This is a genomic window from Stenotrophomonas sp. G4 (assembly GCF_003428825.1).
Classification (GTDB): Bacteria; Pseudomonadota; Gammaproteobacteria; order Xanthomonadales; family Xanthomonadaceae; genus Stenotrophomonas; species Stenotrophomonas indicatrix.
The window spans coordinates 2,001,460-2,019,272 of record NZ_CP031741.1 but is presented as its reverse complement, the minus strand read 5'-3'; the positions used below and the strand labels follow the sequence as shown (position 1 = coordinate 2,019,272).

Here is a 17,813-nt window from a genome sequence, read left to right as displayed (position 1 = left end):
CCGGTAGATCCACACCATGCGTGGATGAAGCGTTCCGGGAAATGAATGTTCGGGGACGAATCTACTGTAGAGCGGAGCCATGCTCCGCTCCGAGCACGCGCAGCGAAGCGACCCGCTTTCGCTTTCGCTTTTCCTTCTCCACTCCGTGGCTGGCCGCCCGCAGGAACCTGTCAGGGGCGGGTCGGGTGGGCCGTGCAGGGGCGTTGGCGCCATGGATGGCGCCATCGAGCTTACAGGGACGTACTTGCAGCGTCCCCTGCACGGCCCACCCGACCCGCCCACCCCATGAACCGCTCTACGCGACCAGCCACGAGGGGCTCAGCCGTTGGCCGAATCCAGTAAAATCGCCTCCATGAACGCCCCCACCTTCCCCTACGACACCGCGCGCCTGAGCGAACTGGCCCAGCTGCTGATCGACAACGTCCGCGAACTGGCCCAGGCCGGCTGGACCCCGGCCACCAGCAGCAACTTCTCCCACCGCCTGGATGACCGCCACGCCGCGATCACCGTCTCCGGCAAGGACAAGGGCCGCCTGATCGAAGACGACATCATGGTCGTGGACTTCGACGGCAAGGCCGTCGGCCGCCCGCTGCGCCCGTCTGCCGAAACCCTGCTGCATACCCAGCTGTATCGCCGCTTCCCGGAGATCGGCTGCGTGCTGCATACGCATTCGCCGGTGCAGACCATCGCCTCGCGCCTGTATGCACCGCAGGGCCATATCCGGGTGGAAGGCTACGAACTGCTGAAGGCCTTCGCGGGCAACAGCACCCACGAGATGGCCATCGACATCCCGGTGTTTGCCAACACCCAGGACATGGACGTGCTCTCGGCCCAGGTCGACGCCCTGCTCGACACGCAGACCCTCTGGGGCTACCTGATCGACGGCCATGGCCTGTACGCCTGGGGCCGCGACATGGCCGAGGCGCGGCGGCACATGGAAGCGTTCGAATTCCTGCTGCACTGCGAGCTGGAGCTGCGCAAGCTGCGCAGCTGAAGTTTCCGGCACGGCCAGATGCCGATCCGGAATCAGGCCATCAATGCCACCCTGCTACCCTGTCCTTCCCCGAGACGTTCAAGCTGCCGCCATGAGCCGACTGCGCATCTACGACGATACCCATCCCGAATCGCCGCTGCTGGACACCCAGGACGGCGCGATCATCGCTGCCGAACTGCAGAAGATCGGCGTCACCTTTGAACGCTGGCAGGCCACCGCGCCTGTCGCCCCGGGTGCAAGCCAGGACGAAGTGTTCGCCGCCTACCGCGCCGACATCGACCGCCTGGTTGCCGAACGTGGCTTCAAGAGCGTGGACGTGGCCTCGATCGCCCCGGACAACCCGAACCGTGCCGAGCTGAGGAAGAAATTCCTCGACGAACACTTCCACAAGGAAGACGAAGTACGCTTCTTCGTCGCCGGCTCGGGCCTGTTCACCCTGCACGTGGGCGACAAGGTCTACGAGATCGAGTGCGTGAAGGATGACCTGATCGCCGTGCCCGACGGCACCACCCACTGGTTCGACATGGGCGATGAGCCCAGCTTCGTGGCGATCCGCTTCTTCACCGAGCCGGATGGCTGGGTCGGTCACTTCACCGGCACCGATATCGCGCAGAAATTCCCCCGTTACATTCCGACCCAGGCGTCCTGATCAATGCAGCCCCGCGTCATCCTGACCGACATCGAAGGCACCACCAGCAGCATCTCGTTCGTCAAGAACGTGCTGTTTCCGTACGCACGCCAGGCGCTGCCCGGCTTCGTCGCCGAACATGGCCAGCAACCGGAGGTGCGTCGCTGGCTGGATGCAGTCGCCACCGAGATCGGCGGCGCCTGCCAGGACAGCCTGGTGGCCGAGACGCTGCAGGGCTGGATCGACCAGGACCGCAAGCACACCGCACTGAAGGCCCTGCAGGGGCTGATCTGGGACGCAGGCTACCGTCGTGGCGACTACACCGCGCACTTCTACCCGGAGGTAGCGCCGGTGTTGAAGGGGTGGCACGCCTCGGGCCTGCCGCTGTATGTGTACTCCTCCGGCTCGGTGCCGGCACAGAAGCTGTTCTTCGGCTTCAGCGACGCGGGTGACCTCAGTCCGCTGGTGTCGGGCTGGTTCGATACCGAGGTCGGTGGCAAGCGCGAGGCCGACAGCTACCGCCACATCGTGCAGGCCATCGGCGTTCCCGCTGGCGAGATCCTGTTCCTGTCCGACGTGGTCGAGGAACTGGACGCCGCCCGCGAAGCCGGGCTGCAGACACGCCTGATCGATCGCCTGGACGACTACCCGATGCCGCGCATCGGCGACGCCGCCAACGGCCATGATCGCGTCGAGAACTTCCAGCAGATCCAGCTGTAAAGCGCCGCCCCGCTGCGCCCGCCGGGCATGGCCCGGCGCTACCGGGCACCGGCTCCGGTAGAGGCCAACCTTGGTTGGCGATTGGGGCCCCGCGCCAGAAGCGTGCCAACCAAGGTTGGCACCTGCCAAGGCGGGTAGACGGCACTGCTCATCGATCGTTGAGGGTCTTCACCTTCAACGCCTCGCGCAGCGCAGCCAAGTCCACCGGGCCACGCACGGCGATGTCGCGGGTTTCGCCCGGCAGCAGGTCCAGCAGGTTGTCTTCCACCTGCACGTCGAGCGCGCCGAAATCGATCCAGGCTGCGCGCACCAGCGCAGCGCTGTGCAGCCGCAGGCGATAGTGGTCACCGTCGATCGCCAGCGTTGACGTCAACTGCTGGCGTGGCAGCACCTGGTCCTTGGCTTCGACGAAGCCGACCACCTGCCGCGCCGTCACCTTGCCATCCTGCAGCAGTTCGAACACCGCCACCGTCCGCGTCGGATCGGCACCGGCCAGCAGCTCGGCATCCGCGTAGGTGCCGATATCGGTGACCCCGGCGGCGGACAGGGTCACCGCCTGCTCGCGACGGCGCAGCACCTTGCCCTCCACGTCCATCACCCGCAGGCGCCAACGTGCATCCAGCGCGGCACCATCGTTGATCAGGCGGACGCGGGTACTGCCTTCATCGCGCAGTGCGGCCACCGCAACCGGTGCGAAGAAGCGCCGCGCGGCATAGTGCAGCGCCTTCCAGCGACCGAAGTAGTCCACGCTCGACCACGATGCTCCCGGCCAGACATCGTTGAGCTGCCAGTACAGCGAGCCCATCGTGTAGGGCCGCGAAGCGCGATGGTGCAGCGCCGCCAGGGCGATGCCATCGGCCTGCATCACCTGGCTCAGGTAGACGAAGTCCTCGAAGTCCTTCGGCGTGCCGTAGCCCAGTTCGATGTAGTGCAGCAGGCGTGTATTGCCCTCGCCGGCCATGAACTTCTGGTGCGCACGGATCACCGGGCTGTCGATTCGCTGTTCGGCACGGGTGGCAATCTGGTCCACCGTCGCCACCGCTGGCCAGGCCTGCAGGCCGTACTCGGACATGAAGCGCGGGGTCTCGCGCAGATACGCCTGCACCGGCAATGCCGGATTGCCCCACACCTGCCAGTAATGCTTGTCGCCACGGGTGGAGTCGTTGGCCTTCTCGTCCAGGTCGTTGCTGGGCGAACTGGACCAGTACGGCACGCCCAACCCATCTTCGCTCACCACCTGGCGCAGGTCGTTGCCGAACAGGTCAACGTAGCCCTGCCAGACCTTCGCTGCGAACGCCGGATCGGCGGACTTCAGATCACGGCCATGGCCCCAGTCCTTCCACGCCGTTTCTTCCTCGTTGTTGCCACACCACAGCACGATGCTGGGATGGTGGCGCAGCCGGCGCACGTTGTCGCGCGCCTCGGCGACCACGCTGGCGCGGAATGCCGGGTCGTAACCCGGCTGCATGCCACCGCCGAACATGAAGTCCTGCCAGACCAGCAGGCCCAGTTCGTCGGCGATGTCGAAGAACGCATCGTCCTCATAGTAGCCGCCGCCCCAGTTGCGCAGCATGTTCATGTTGGCATCGCGCGCGGCGACCAGTACCTGGCGCAGGCGCGCAGCATCAACGCGCGCGGGGAAGGCGTCGAAGGGGATCACGTTCGCGCCCTTGGCGAAGATCGGCACCCCGTTGATGACGAAGGCGAAGCCCTGCCCTCCCTTGTCGTCCTGCTCGCGGCGCAGTTCGACGGTGCGCAGGCCGATGCGCTGCTCGCGTGCCAGTACCGCATCGACACTGCCGTCCAGGCGCGCCTGCACGGTGTAGCGGTCCTGCGCACCATGGCCGACCGGCCACCAGCGACGCGGTTTGGCCAGTTCAACAGGCACGTCCACGCTGTTCCGGCCGGTCTTCAGTTCGACCGTGCGCTGCACCCGTGCGACGCTGCGGCCGTCGGGATCCCGCACCTCCACGTCCACCGCCACCGGACCGGCGACCGCGTCCTGCTCCACCTGCAGCACTACGACCAGTTTTGCCTTTTCTGCATCAAGCGCATCAGTGCGTACGGCCAGGTCGGTCAACCGATGCGCATCCCATGCCTGCAGGTCAACGCCCCGCCAGACGCCGGCAGTGACATAGCGCGGGCCCCAGTCCCACCCGAAGTGGTACGCCGGCTTGCGCGCGAAGTTGCCGACCATCGCGTCCTTGGGTTCATCGCCGTAGGGCGAAGGATAATTGCCGGCAATCCTGTGCGGCATCGCCTGCACGCCGGGCAGCAGCGTGCGGATCGGCGAACGGAACACGATCTGCAGCTCATTGCCCTTCGCACGCAGGCGACCTTCAACGCGGGCGCGCCAGGTGCGGTGGGCATTGTCGGCGCGCAGCAGCGGCTTGCCGTTGAGCGTCACCTCGGCATAGGTGTCCAGGCCGTCGAAGCGCAGCTCGGCATGGGCCTTGGCCAAGGTGGCAGCGTCCACATCGAAACGGGCGCGGTACTCCCAGTCGGCCAGACCGATCCACTGCAGCTCGGCTTCTGGCGCGCCAACGTAGGGATCGCGGATCAGCTCATGCGCCAGCAGATCGGTGTGCACGCTGCCTGGCACCGTGGCTGTGCGCCACTGCTGCAGGCCAGGATGGGCCGCGCCCTGCGCGTCACCGGGCAGCAGCCGGAACTCCCATTGCGCCTGCAGCGGTGCGGCGCCTGCCGGGAAGGCGCCAAGGGCGATCATCAACAGCAGCAGACGGACAGCGAGGGGAAGGCGATGCACGTGATGCTCCTGTTTTTCCGCCGGGTATGACCCGGCGCTACCAATGCCACACGCCACGGCAGCGCCGGACCACGTCCGGCGAGCGCGCAGCGCGGCAGACCTCAACGCACGAGGTTCAGCACTTCGTAGCACGCACCCATGGTGTGGTAATCCACCTTGCCGGCCGGGCTCTTCTCATCGCTGTACTTGCGGTTGTCGGCGTCGAGGATGCGGAACCATGCGCCGTATCGATGGTCGACGAAGTGCTCCCACGAGTATGCCCAGATACGGTCGTACCACTGCCAATAGCGGTCATCGCCGGTGCGCGCGGCCATCAGCGCGGCGGTGGCCAGGGTCTCGGCCTGCACCCAGAAATACTTGTCGTCATCACAGACGAAACTGTCGCCGCCGATCGGCGCGCCGTCCATGCCCGGCTGCCGGCGCGACTCCGGGGCGAAGCCGTAGTACAGGCCGCCTCGCGCCTCGTCCCAGCTGCGCTCCACGGCCACATCGAACAGATGCTGCGCGGTCGGCACCAGCCAGTCGGCCTGCACGTGTCGGTCCAGGATCAGCAGCAGCTTGGCCCACTCGGTCTGGTGCCCCGGCTGGAAGCCCCACGGCCGGAACAGGTGCTTGGGATCGTCCAGGTTGTAGTCCCAGTCGATGTTCCAGTTGACGTCGTAGTGTTCCCAGACCAGACCGCCGGCCTTTGCCGCCTGGCGGCGGGTCATGTTGTCGGCCAGCTGCAGCGCGCGCTCGACATAGCGCTGCTCGCCACTGGCCTCGAACGCGGCCAGCATCGCCTCGCACATGTGCATGTTGGCGTTCTGGCCGCGGTAGCCGGTGAAGTTCCACTGGCCGTCGGCCTCGTCCCTGTACAGGCCGTGCTCGGCTTCCCAGAAGCGCGCCTGCAGCAGCTGCCAGGTTTCGTCCATCCACGTGCGGGCTTCTTCGATGCCTGCCTTCAACGCACAGCTGTAGGCGAGCAGCACGAAGGCCACGCCGTAGCAGTGGTTCATGTCGTCCTCTACCACACCATCGCGCAGGGTCCAGGCGTAGCCGCCGGTGGCCGGGTTGCGGTGAACCTCGCGCAGGTAGCGCACCCCGTGCTCGACCGCGTCGCGATACTCGGCGTTGCCGAATTCACGGTAGGCCATGGCGTAGTTGAAGACGAAGCGGGTGCTGCTCACCAGATGACGATGGCTGGCATCGTAGATGCTGCCGTCGTCACGGAAGTAATGGAAGAAGCCGCCCTCCGGGTCGATGCAGCGCGGATGGTAGAACGCCATCGTATCGGCGATGTGGGCGCGCAGGAACGCGGGGGAACGGAAATCGGGCGAGGTGCTCATGCGGGGAGATCCTGTAGCTGCAGCAGCTGCTGCACTTCATCGAACGAGGGCATTGCAGCGAACGCGCCCTTGCGGGTCACCGCCAGTGCGCCAACGGCGGCGCCGAAGCGCAGCGTGGCGGCGATCGCCTGCGGGTCCTGGCAGAACGCGGCAAAGCCCGCACCTGCCCCACCCCGCTCCAGCAGGCCAACCAGCACGCCGCCGACGAAGGCATCACCGGCAGCGGTGGTGTCCACGGTGGCGACGCGGAAACTGCTGACCTTGCCCTGCGTTTCACGGGTATACCAATGCAGCGTGGCGGCGCCGTCGGTGATGATCACCCAGCGTGCCTGCGCGGCCAGCAGGCGGCGCAGCACCAGCGCCTCGCCGTCATCGCCCAGCGGGGCGGCCAGGTAGTCCAGTTCCTCGCGCGACAGCTTGACCAGGTCGGCGCGCTCCAGCGCCTGCCACAGGCGCGGTGTCGGGTCGACATCGGCCGGCCACAGCGCCGGACGCAGGTTGAGATCCAGGCTGACCACCGCGCCGGCCGCACGCGCACGGTCCATGCCGGCGAACGTCGCTTCGGCGATGTCCGCTTCGGTCAGGCTGTTGGAACAGACGTGGAAACACTGCGCGCCATCGAAGCAGCCCGCCTGGAAATCGCTGTCACGGAACAGCAGGTCGGCGGCAGGCGGACGGTAGAAGCTGAAGCTGCGTTCGCCGCCCGCGTCCAGTGCAACGAAGGCCAGCGCGGTTTTGGCCGCGTCGGTACGCACGATGTAGTCGGTGCCGACGCCGAATTCGCTCAGGCTCTCCGCCAGGAAGTCGCCGAACATGTCGCGGCCGAGCATGCCGACGAACTGGGTCTTCGCGCCCAGCCGCGCGGCGGCCACCGCGACGTTGGCCGGTGCACCTCCGGCGTACTGCAGGAACGCGCGCGGGGTATCGGCCGAGGCCGGCGGTTGCGCTAGTAGATCGATCAAAATTTCGCCGAAGCAGACGATGGAACCCATTTTCGACTCAGCCTCCCTGCGTGCCGGCAGCCGGCGCGCGCGCGCCGACCAGTCCGTAGAAAATGATGTAGCCGTAGCACAGCAGCGGCAGGATGAAGCTGGCCTGCACACCGATGTGGTCAGCCAGGACGCCCTGCAGGTAAGGCACCACCGCGCCACCGACGATGGCCATGATCAGCAGGCTCGAACCCTTGCTGGTCAGCGGGCCCAGGCGCTCGATGCTGAGCGCGAAGATGGTCGGGAACATGATCGAATTGAACAGGCCGATCGCCACCACCGAGTACAGCGCGACATTGCCGGAGGTCATCATGGTCAGCGTCAGCAGGCCCACGTTGACCAGCGCGAAGATCGCCAGCAGGCGGCTCGGCGAGAAGCGCGCCAGCAGCGCCGAACCGGCGAAGCGACCGATCATCGCCATCGTCCAGTAGGCCGACACATAGTGGGTGGCTTCCTGCTCGCTGAAACCGCCGATGGTGGGCATCGACAGGTAGTTGACCAGGAAGCTGCCGATCGATACTTCAGCACCGACGTAGAAGAAGATGCCGAGCACGCCCAGCAGCAGGTGGCGCTTGCGCAGCGCATCCAGATAGCTGTGCTGATGCCCCTGGTCAGCCTGCTCGGTGGTGTCGTTCAGCGCCGGCAGGCGGAACAGGAACACGAACAGGGCCAGCAGCACCAGCGCCACGGCCAGGCCGACGTAGGGGCCCTGCACTGCGTGTGCCTCGGCGGTACGGTAGGCGAGCTGCTCGGCGGCCGGCAGCGCGGCGATCTGCTCGCCGCTCATGGCCGTGTTGGACAGGATCAGCATGCCGCCGAAGATCGGCGCGATGGCCGTACCCAGCGAGTTCAGCGCCTGCGCCAGGGTCAGGCGGCTGGAACTGGTCTGCTCCGGACCAAGCAGCGCGACATACGGGTTGGCCGCCACCTGCAGCACGGTGATGCCGGTGGCCAGCACGAACAATGCACCGAGGAAGGCGCCATAGACGCGCAGCTCAGCGGCCGGCCAGAAGCCCAGCGCACCGATGCCGGCGATCACCAGGCCGGCGACGATGCCCTTCTTGTAACCCAGCGCTGCAACCAGCCGCCCGGCCGGCAGCGACATCAGGAAGTAGGTGCCGAAGAAGGTGAACTGCACCAGCATTGCTTTGGCGTAGTTCAGCTCGAACACCGCCTTCAGATGCGGAATCAGGATGTCGTTGAGGCAGGTCAGGAAGCCCCACATGAAGAAGATGGTGGTGACCACGGCCAGCGCCTTGCCGTTGGTGACGGCAGGCTGGTTGCCCGGGGAACCCGATGGGCGGGGCGTTGCGGAGATCGGCATGCGGTACGCGCCTCGATGCGCGAAAGGTCGTTGGTGCGTGGAAGGGTGCAATCAGTTCAGGAGCGAAGCATCAATTCAATTCGGACGTGCGGCGCTGCTTTCGCGGATGCGCAACTGTACCGGGGCGACCGTGCGCCGTGGTGGCGCATCCGGTTCCTCCAGCCGCTGCAGCAGCAGCGAGGCCGCCTGCCGCCCGCGTTCGCGCGGGTCGGCCGTCAGGGTGGTCAACGGCGGCACGGCAACCGACGCTTCGGAAATATCGTCGAAGCCGGTCACCGCGAAGTCACCGCCGGGACGGATGCCGCGCGAGTTCAGGCCCAGCATCAGGCCCAGCGCGACGGTGTCGTTGTAGCAGACCGCTGCGCTCGGCCGATGGCCGTCGACGAACAGTTCATCGGTGCGCGCGGCCGCTTCCAGGCGGTTGGGTGCAGATTCGATCATCCAGCCCGGCGGCAATGCCAGCCCGGCCTCGGCCAAGGCCTGCTGGAAACCGGCACGACGCTGGTGGCAGGAACTCGATGCCGCGTGGCCACCGAAGAATGCGATCTGGCGATGGCCGCGCTCGATCAGGTGGCGGGTGGCCAGGTAGGCACCATGCTGGTTGTCCAGAGTCAGGAAGTCCCAGTCGGCGCCTTCCAGTTCGCGGTTGAACAGCAGTACGTTGGCGTTGGCGCCCAGTACCTGCCGCAGCAGCGTGGCATCGCTGCCTTCGGCCGGCGACAGGATCAAGCCCGCAGGCGTGTGTTCCATCAGCGTGGACAGCACCGCCTGCTGCCGCTCGGGCGACTCGCCGGTACTGCCGAGCAGGGTCACGTAGCCACGCCCGCCCAGTGCCTCGTCCACACCGGAGGCGAATTCGGCGAAGAACGGGTTGGACAGATCGTTGATGACCAGGGCGATGCTGGAGGACGTGCGCCGCCGCAGGTTCGCTGCAGCGCGGTTGTAGACGTAACGCTGGCGGCGCAGCTCAGCCTCGACCCGGGCGCGGGTATCGACGTTGACCAGCGGACTGCCGCGCAGCACCAGCGACACGGTCGCGCGCGAAACGCCGATGGCACGGGCGATGTCGGTCACCGTCACCGCCTTGCCGGAACGCTTGCTGGAACTGTCGCTGTTGTCGTTCATCGTCTTCCCGCACTCCGATGGATGCTCAAGCCTAATGGATCGCGGCCCTGTCGTGCCGTGCCGTTCGCTGGGTTGCCTCGAACGGCACAGCCCGGCTCAGTGCAGCTGGCTGCCCGGTGCCGCGCACCAGGACACCGGCAGGTCCTTGACCGCGGTGCCCCAGCCCTCGGTCGGCGCCCGCCCGTCAAGCGCGAAGCGCAGCTTCGGGCCCTGCTGCAGCTGGCTCCAGCCCAGCCATACCGGGGCATGTGCCTGGCCGTCGACCTGCACGCCCTGCACGTACTGCAGGCGGCGGCCATCGGCGCCAGGTGCCTCGATACGCAGGGTGCGGCCATTGCCCAGCTCGACCTCGACCCTGGCAAAGCGCGGCGTATGCAGCAGGAACTCGCCGCTGCCCGGCACCGCCGGGTACACGCCGATCGCACTGAACAGGTACCAGGCCGACATCGTGCCGAGGTCATCGTTGCCGGTCACGCCGTTGGGTGCATTGGTGAACAGCTGCTGCGCTGCACGCACCACCGCTGCGGTCTTCCACGGCTGGCCGATCAGCGTGTACAGCCACGGCGAGTGCAGGTCCGGTTCGTTGTTCGGGTTGTAGCGGAACTGGTTGTAATAGCTGTACGGCCCGACCACCCACTCCTTGCGGGCGGCATTGAGGGGGTCGGCCTGCAGAGCGTCCATGGCGAAGAAAGCATCCAGGCGGCGGCCGGCCTGTTCGCGGCCGTCCATCGCTTCGACCAGGCCTGGCACGTCCTGCTGCGCCAGCCACTGGTACTGCCACGCCGTGCCTTCATGGAAACCGTGATGCGAGCGCGGGCTGTAATGGCCGTCAGCCGGGGTATACCACTGGCCATCTTCGGTGCGCGGGCGCGGGAAGCCGGTGAACCCGGTCTCGGCGTCGCGCACCTGCGGGTCCCACACCTTGCGCCAGTTGCGGCCGCGCTCACGCAGCGTCGCCGCGTCCTGGGCATGGCCGAGCCCATCGGCCATCTGCGAAAGCGCGCAGTCGGCCAGTGCGTACTCCAGCGTTGCCGAACCACCATGATGGGGATCGACATCCATGCCCTTGGACGGGAACGCGCGGTCGTAGACCACGTAGCCCTTGTCCAGGTAGGTTGGGTTGCCGGAGCGACCGGCAGCACGCGAGTTCAGCGGCGGCGTACCGAACGCATTGCGGCGCAGCGCATCCCATGCCTGCCCTTCGCGGCCCTTGAGCGCACCGAAGCGCCACAGGTCGACCATGAAGGGGGTGACCGGGTCGCCGGTCATGATGTTGGTCTCGAAGTTGGCATAGCCCCAGCGCGGCAGCCAGCCGCCCTGCTCATCGATCGCCAGCAGGCTGCGGCCGATATCGCGCGCCACGTCCGGGCGCGTCAGTGCCAGCCACTGGTTCTGTGCACGGTAGGTATCCCACAGCGAGAAGTACTCGTAGTAGGTCCAGCCATCGGCGCGATGGATGCCGTCGTCGTAACCGCGGTAACGGCCATCGGCATCGCTGCCGGTGAGCGGCTGCAGCAGCGCGTGGTACAGCGCGCTGTAGAACACGGTGCGGTCATCGCCATTGCCGCCCTGCACGCGCACGCGTGCCAGCTGCTCACGCCACGATTGCTGCGACAGCGCGCGCATGCGATCGAAGCCCAGCAGCGCCCCGCCCTGCATGCCCTCGGCGCGCAGGTTGGTGCGCGCACCTTCGGCATCCACATGCGAAATCGCGCTGACGGCGGTGACCGACTGGCCCTTGGCCAGGTCGAAGCTGAGCCACGCGCCATTCGGCTTCTGCTCGCCTTCCATGCTGTGGCGCGCGCCCGGCAGGCCGCCGCCCTCACCCCAGGTGCCATGCGCCTTGAACGGGCGGTCGAACTCGATGCGGAACCAGGTGGTGTACTGGTGCCCGCCGCAGAAGCTCTTGGTGACCAGCTTGCCTTCCACCACGCGGTCACCCACCACATCGACCACGCTGCCGATCACCGAGTGGCGCTCGTTGGCCTGACCGACATTGACCAGCACGTGACCATCACCCTGGCGCTGGCTGAAGGTGTAGCGCTCGGCAGCTGCGCGGGTGCGTGCGGTGGCTTCGGCGTCGATGCCGCCGTAGCTGGTCAGGCGCACCTTGTAGTAGCCGGCCTGGCCGATCTCACCGTCGTGGGTATAGGCCGACGCATAGGTCTTGTGATTGAAGGCTTTCGCATCGGCGGTATCGAAGTCGCCGCCGGGGCCGATCGAACCGGTCACCGGCAGCACCGAGACCTGCCCACCCTGCTCCCAGCAACCGGCGCCGGACAGGAAGGAGTGGCCGAAGCCGCGGATCTTGTCGTCGTCGTAGCGCCAGCCCGAATAGTGGCTGCCGATCGGGCTGACCTGGATCAGGCCGAACGGTGCCGAGGCACCGGGGAAGGTGTTGCCGTCATCCTTGCTGCCGATGAAGGTATTGACCTCGCGCTCCAGCGCGGCCGGTGCGGCCTGCAGCCAGGGCGTCACCGCCAGTGCCAGCAGGCAGGCGATGCGGGCCAGGGGCCGATGGGACAATGCCGACAGGCGGCGGGCGGGACGACGGTGGGACAACCTGGTCACGGGCAGGACTCCTTGGCGGCAGGGCGGCAGCGAAGAACCGGCCGCACAGGCCGAGCCCTCGTTTCCATCGGTACAAATCCGCACCCCGGCGGATTTAGATCGATTCAAGTAGAGCATGGGAATTTCGCCCAATGCATTCTGCGGCGCAGCATGAGCGGGGGGCTCGGCCGGGCTGCGCCCGGCACCTGCAGAGGCCTTCAAGCCAAGCCAACGGCAACGGCAACGGCAACGGCAACGGCAACGGCAACGGCAACAGCTTGCATTCCGTGGGGTGGCGGGGTGGGTCCGGTTGCGGGGGACGCTGCAAGTACGTCCATGTAAGCTCGGTCGCCGCATCCATGCGGCTCACGCCCCCGCAACCGGACCCACCCCGCCTTCGACGGTTTTCGGCGATCTGTCGGAATCCTGGTGGGTGTCGACCTTGGTCGACACGTAGATCCACGCCATGCGTGGATGCTGTTCGATGAACTACCGAAATATTCGATTTCGATGAATTTGATCCACGCAAGGCGTGGATAGATGTCCGTCACCGGAGCTCTGTCGGGGGCGGGGCGGTGCGGGTAGGCAGGTCCGTTGCCGCCATGGATGGCACCTTCGAGCCCGCACGGGTCAGGGCGCTTTGCTTGCGAAGCACTGCTTCGCAAGCGCCCGAACGCCCGGCCGTCAGCGGCTGGGCCGGATTGGAGGTTTACGGCGTGTCCTGCCAACCCACACCGCCCCGCTCCTGGCAGTTTCCCGCTGCCTGGTAGATCCACGCCGTGCGTGGATGGATGTTCCTACCGATTTCGAAATCATCGAATGGATTTCATCCATGCCATGCATGGATCCACGTGTCGACCAAGGTCGACACCTACCAACAGCAGCGGGAATCTGTCGAAGGCGGGGTGGGTCCGGTTGCGGGGGCGTGAGCCGCATGGATGCGGCGACCGAGCTTACATGGACGTACTTGCAGCGTCCCCGCAACCGGACCCACCCCGCCAATCCACGGAAAGCCAGCTTTTGCTGTTGCTTTTGCTTTTGCTGTTGCTGCTGCCCTGGCCTGAAGGCCTCTGCGGGTGCCGGGCGCAGCCCGGCCGGTCCACCCCGTCTGCGCATGTAAACGCTTACAGCATTTTTCCGCGAAGGGTCATTTGCACGACACGTCGCTGCCATATTGCGCAGCAACATGCGTCGGCGCGTTGGCCGTGCTAAAAATCGCCCCGCCCATCGCTTAGATCGATCCAAGCCGACATCGCGATGGCCCGGGAGTTGGGGAGCAGGACAGGACGTGTCAGGCCATCTGCCAGGCGCTGTTGCATCTGCAGGGCGAAGGCAAGATCGGCATCACGAATTAGATCGATTCAAGTTTCCGCGTCAGTCAGTCACCGGATCAATCCAGGAGAGAGGGAGAGATGGCAATGAAGCATTCAACACGTACGCAGGGCCACGACGCGTTGTCGCTGGCCATCGCGCTGGCCCTGGCCGCCGCCGTCGCCCCGCTTGGCGCCTCCGCGCAGCAGGCGACAGCAACGACCGGCGCGCAGGACGCCACCACGCTGGACAGCGTCCAGGTCACCGGCTACCGCTACGCGATCGAAAAGAGCCTGCAGCAGAAGCGCGACGCCAATGCCGTGGTCGAAGTGATCACCGCCGAGGACGTTGGCAAGTTCCCCGACAAGAACGTGGCCGACGCGCTGCAGCGCGTGCCCGGCGTGGTCATTACCCGCAGCGGTGGCGAAGGCAAGTCGGTCAGCGTGCGCGGCCTCGCGCCCGACCTGACCCTGACCCAGTTGAATGGCAACTTCGTCGCGTCTTCGGAAACCAACAACGAAGCCACCCGCTCGTTCAACTACACCCTGCTGCCGTCGAACATGCTGTCCAGCGCCGAGCTGTTCAAGTCGCCGGAAGCACGTATCGACGAAGGCGGCATCGGCGGCACGGTCATCCTGCACACACGCCGACCGTTGGAGATGGAAGCCAACTCCGGCTACGTCAACCTGGAAGGCACCTCGTCGGACACCAGCCACGACGTCGATCCGCAGGTGTCGGCGCTGTACTCCTGGCACAGCAAGGACGAGCGCTTCGGCGTGCTGGTCGGCGTGACCCAGCAGAAGCGCACCAGCCGCACCATGGAAGCCAGCACCGAGGACTACCAGTGGTATGGCAACGGCACCACCGCCCGTGATGCCAACGGCAACCTGCTGGAACAGGACGGCATCCACTACTGGTGGGGCGAGTCCGGCTTCAACAACCAGACCGGCAAGAACTACAGCGAGTTCTTCATGCCGACCTCGGTGAATTTCGCGGTGAAGGAAGAGAAGCGCGAGCGCAAGGGCGGCCAGCTGACCTTCCAGTTCAAGCCGATCGACAACCTGACCCTGACCGCCAACTACTTCCGCTTCGAGCTGCAGGGTGACTACACCCAGAACATGCTGAAGGTGCCGGAGTGGAACCTGGCCCGCTACAACCAGGATGGCAACTGGGCCGGTGGCCGCCTGCTCAACGGGCTGAGCTTCGACCCCAGCGGCAGCATCGTCACCGGTGCCCAGTATGAAAAGCTGGCCGGCAAGACCTATTACTGCAGTGAACAGGAAGCCGCTGCTGCCGGCATGCAGCCCGGTGGCTGGGGCCCGGACGACTGCACCATCCCCACCCCGCAGCTGACCGGCGGCTACAGCAAGGAAAAGGCGCTCTCGCAGACCGCCGACCTGACCATCGACTGGGACATCAGCCCACTGTGGAAGGCGTCGTTCACCGGCGGCCGTACCTGGTCTGAAGGCGGCCCGTCGATGAACTTCCGGATGTCAGCCAAGCCGCGCCGCAAGGTCGGCGATCAGTGGCAGTCGGGCAACCAGTACACGGCGTGGGACCTGACCGGCACGCCGTCGGTGCAGTTCTCGCCGGACCTGCAGCAGCAGTTGATGGCCGGCGTCGCCGAAGTGGATACCGGCTCGACCGATTCGTCGTGGATGCAGACCGAAGTCGAGCAGAACTACTTCCAGGCCGACGTCACCAAGCTGTTCGAAGCCGGCTGGCTGGACTCGATCCAGTTCGGCACCAAGTACCGTGACGGCAAGGTCCACCGCAACACCGGCAACACCTACTGGGTGTGCCCGGGCCTGGATCCGGCCGACTATGACAACAACCGCTACCAAGCCGGTTGCGATCCGACCGCAGGCAACGCGCAGCCAGGATTCTTCCTGTCCAACCCGATCAGCAACATCGCCGGGGGCTTCAATGCCAACGTGTTCCCCGGCATCAACTACCCGGCCTACATCGACTACCTCAACAAGACCTACGGCGGTTCCTACAACCGCACCGAGGAAGACTTCGTCTACGACGTCAACGAGAAGATCTACTCGGGCTACTTCCAGGCCAACTTCCGTACCGACCGCGTGCGCGGCAACGTCGGCGTGCGCGTGGTGCGCACCAAGCAGTTCGCGCAGTCCAGCGATTCGGTCGAGCGCTTCAACGACTACTTCGTGGACAACGCCAGCGGCGCACCGATGAGCTGCGATGATCCGGCCGCCGATCCGAACCTGCGCTGCCAGGGTGGCTTCGTGCGCCTGCCGGACAACCAGGTGCGCGACAAGGTCTACACGCTCAGTTCGCTGGACAAGACCTATACCGACTTCCTGCCCAGCTTCAACATCGCCTGGGACATCACCGACAACCTGGTACTGCGTGGTGCCGCATCGAAGGTGATCGCCCGCCCGAGCTATACCTCCATCGCCTATCCGGGTGGCCTGCGCTACGTCAGCGAGGAATACAGCAACGACCGTCGCGTCGCCGGCGGCACCGACACCCCCGGCTGGTACGGCTCGGGCAGCAACAAGGCGCTGGAGCCGTTCGAGGCGGTGCAGTTCGACCTGGGCCTGGAGTGGTACTTCAAGCCGGGCTCGGTGGCCGGCGTGGCGCTGTTCCGCAAGAACGTGGACAACTTCACGGTGCCGGTGGTGCGCGACCAGCAGATGACCGTTGGTGGGCAATCGGTGACAGTGCAGAAGTACGAAACCCAGGCCAACGGCCGTGACGGTGTCTCGCAGGGCGTGGAACTGTACGGTCAGTACACCTTCGACTTCGGTCTGGGCGTGCAGGCCAACTACACCTACAACGACACCAACCTGGCCTCGATCGTGCTCGATGGCGAAGAGATCGGTTCCTCGCCGCTGGTGGGCAGCGCCAAGAACCAGGCCAACGTGACCGTGTTCTACGAGAACGAGAAGTTCCTCGCACGCGCCTCGTACAACCGTCGCGGTGAAGTGGTCGGCGGCCTCAACAACGGCCTGACCACCTACACCAAGCCCTACGACCAGCTCGACCTGAACGTCGCCTACAACCTGACCCCGGACTGGACCGTTACTGCCTCGGTGCTCAACGCCACCAAGTCAGAGCTGCGCAGCTATCTGGGCAACGACAGCCAGGCCCGCCTGTTGTCCAACATCTACGCCGGCCGCCAGTTGTACTTCGGCGTGAACTGGAAGTTCTAAGGCAGTACCCCCGCCTGCGGGCGGGGACGATCCTCCACGGCAGCCGCGCTGGTACAGGTGGCTGCCGTTTTTCGTGGGCCCTGCGCCGCGGGAACCCTTGACCCTGCCATCGTTGCAAGGTGCACACTGCCTCCACCCCCAAGTGCATCGAAGGAGCTACAGATGGAATTCCATGTGGAAGGCATGACCTGCGGCGGCTGCGCGCGCAGCGTGACCAAGGCGATCGAGCTGGTCGACCCGGCGGCGACGGTGTCGGCCGACCCGCCCAGCCGCCGCGTGCAGGTGCAGACCTCGGCCAGCGAGGCGCAGATCATTGCAGCGCTGACCGAAGCGGGCTTCCCGCCGCGCCCGGCTTGATCGCCTGACCCACTGCATGAACGATGCCCGCCCCGTGCAACTGCCGGGGCGGGCATTTTCTTTTCCGTATGTCGTCTTCAGGTCGTGCGCGCGCGCCTGCGTACCGCCCCGGTGGGCGCCGCCACCGGCGCAGCGCCCTCCTCGCCTTCGCCCAGCCGCTGCAGGATCGGGCACTCGGGACGATCATCGCCGGCGCAGCAGCTGATCAGTGATTTCAGCGTATCGGCCATCTGCCGCATGTTCTCGATGCGCTGTTCCAGATCATCGATGTGCTGCTCGGCCAGGCGCTTGACGTCAGCGCTGTGCCGCGAGGTGTCGTTCCACAGGCCCAGCAGGTCGGTGATCTCGGCCACCGAAAAGCCGAGATCACGCGCGCGACGGATGAAACGCAGCCGGTGCACGTCGGCCTGCGAATAGGCGCGATAGCCCGCGCCGGTACGGTCAGCTGGCGGAATCAGGCCGATCTGCTCGTAGTAGCGGATCATCTTGGCCGACACGCTGGATGCCTTCGATGCTTCACCGATGTTCATGCCATCACTCC

General features: G+C 66.1%; 12 protein-coding genes. 5 read left to right on the top strand and 7 right to left on the bottom strand.

From position 1 onward, the window contains the following. Positions 1 to 352: 352 nt before the first annotated feature. From D0Y85_RS09510 to mtnC, 3 genes are all read left to right on the top strand, one after another. Positions 353 to 994 (top strand): methylthioribulose 1-phosphate dehydratase, encoded by a 642-nt coding sequence (locus D0Y85_RS09510; protein ID WP_117310283.1) that lies wholly within the window; start codon positions 353 to 355, stop codon positions 992 to 994. A 91-nt stretch (positions 995 to 1,085) separates the two neighbouring features. After that, positions 1,086 to 1,643, top strand: a complete 558-nt coding sequence (locus tag D0Y85_RS09505) for an acireductone dioxygenase (protein ID WP_025874787.1) — start codon at positions 1,086 to 1,088, stop codon at positions 1,641 to 1,643. A 3-nt stretch (positions 1,644 to 1,646) separates the two neighbouring features. After that, positions 1,647 to 2,342, top strand: coding sequence for an acireductone synthase (mtnC, locus tag D0Y85_RS09500; RefSeq protein ID WP_033830989.1), 696 nt, complete (start codon positions 1,647 to 1,649; stop codon positions 2,340 to 2,342). A 148-nt stretch (positions 2,343 to 2,490) separates the two neighbouring features. Here mtnC and D0Y85_RS09495 read toward each other — a convergent pair whose 3' ends face one another. The 6 genes from D0Y85_RS09495 to D0Y85_RS09470 all read right to left on the bottom strand — a co-directional run bounded on the left by D0Y85_RS09495 (position 2,491) and on the right by D0Y85_RS09470 (position 12,410). Continuing rightward, a complete protein-coding gene (locus D0Y85_RS09495) occupies positions 2,491 to 5,109 on the bottom strand; it encodes a glycoside hydrolase family 2 protein (RefSeq protein WP_117310282.1) in 2,619 nt (872 codons plus the stop codon). A 101-nt stretch (positions 5,110 to 5,210) separates the two neighbouring features. Then, complete coding sequence (locus D0Y85_RS09490; RefSeq protein WP_117310281.1) at positions 5,211 to 6,437, bottom strand: AGE family epimerase/isomerase; 1,227 nt, start codon at positions 6,435 to 6,437, stop codon at positions 5,211 to 5,213. Continuing rightward, on the bottom strand, positions 6,434 to 7,429 hold the full coding sequence (locus D0Y85_RS09485) for a carbohydrate kinase (RefSeq protein ID WP_117310280.1): 996 nt from the start codon (positions 7,427 to 7,429) through the stop codon (positions 6,434 to 6,436). The genes D0Y85_RS09490 and D0Y85_RS09485 overlap by 4 nt, the downstream gene beginning before the upstream one ends. A gap of 7 nt (positions 7,430 to 7,436) precedes the next feature. Next, positions 7,437 to 8,750 carry an L-fucose:H+ symporter permease gene (gene fucP / locus D0Y85_RS09480; protein ID WP_025874796.1) on the bottom strand — a complete coding sequence of 438 codons (1,314 nt, stop codon included), beginning with the start codon at positions 8,748 to 8,750 and terminating at the stop codon, positions 7,437 to 7,439. A gap of 75 nt (positions 8,751 to 8,825) precedes the next feature. Then, on the bottom strand, positions 8,826 to 9,875 hold the full coding sequence (locus D0Y85_RS09475; protein ID WP_025874798.1) for a LacI family DNA-binding transcriptional regulator: 1,050 nt from the start codon (positions 9,873 to 9,875) through the stop codon (positions 8,826 to 8,828). A gap of 96 nt (positions 9,876 to 9,971) precedes the next feature. Further along, positions 9,972 to 12,410, bottom strand: coding sequence for a GH92 family glycosyl hydrolase (locus D0Y85_RS09470; protein ID WP_162887717.1), 2,439 nt, complete (start codon positions 12,408 to 12,410; stop codon positions 9,972 to 9,974). Positions 12,411 to 13,837: 1,427 nt separating this feature from the next. Between D0Y85_RS09470 and D0Y85_RS09465 the strand changes: the two genes are divergently transcribed. Continuing rightward, the gene (locus tag D0Y85_RS09465) at positions 13,838 to 16,915 is read left to right on the top strand and encodes a TonB-dependent receptor (protein WP_117310279.1); all 3,078 of its coding nucleotides are present in this window, start codon (positions 13,838 to 13,840) and stop codon (positions 16,913 to 16,915) included. A 162-nt stretch (positions 16,916 to 17,077) separates the two neighbouring features. Then, positions 17,078 to 17,272, top strand: coding sequence for a heavy-metal-associated domain-containing protein (locus tag D0Y85_RS09460; RefSeq protein ID WP_025874804.1), 195 nt, complete (start codon positions 17,078 to 17,080; stop codon positions 17,270 to 17,272). Positions 17,273 to 17,349: 77 nt separating this feature from the next. On the opposite strand, the gene cueR is transcribed toward D0Y85_RS09460, so the two are convergent. Then, positions 17,350 to 17,802 (bottom strand): Cu(I)-responsive transcriptional regulator, encoded by a 453-nt coding sequence (cueR, locus tag D0Y85_RS09455; protein ID WP_117310278.1) that lies wholly within the window; start codon positions 17,800 to 17,802, stop codon positions 17,350 to 17,352. Positions 17,803 to 17,813 lie beyond the last annotated feature (11 nt).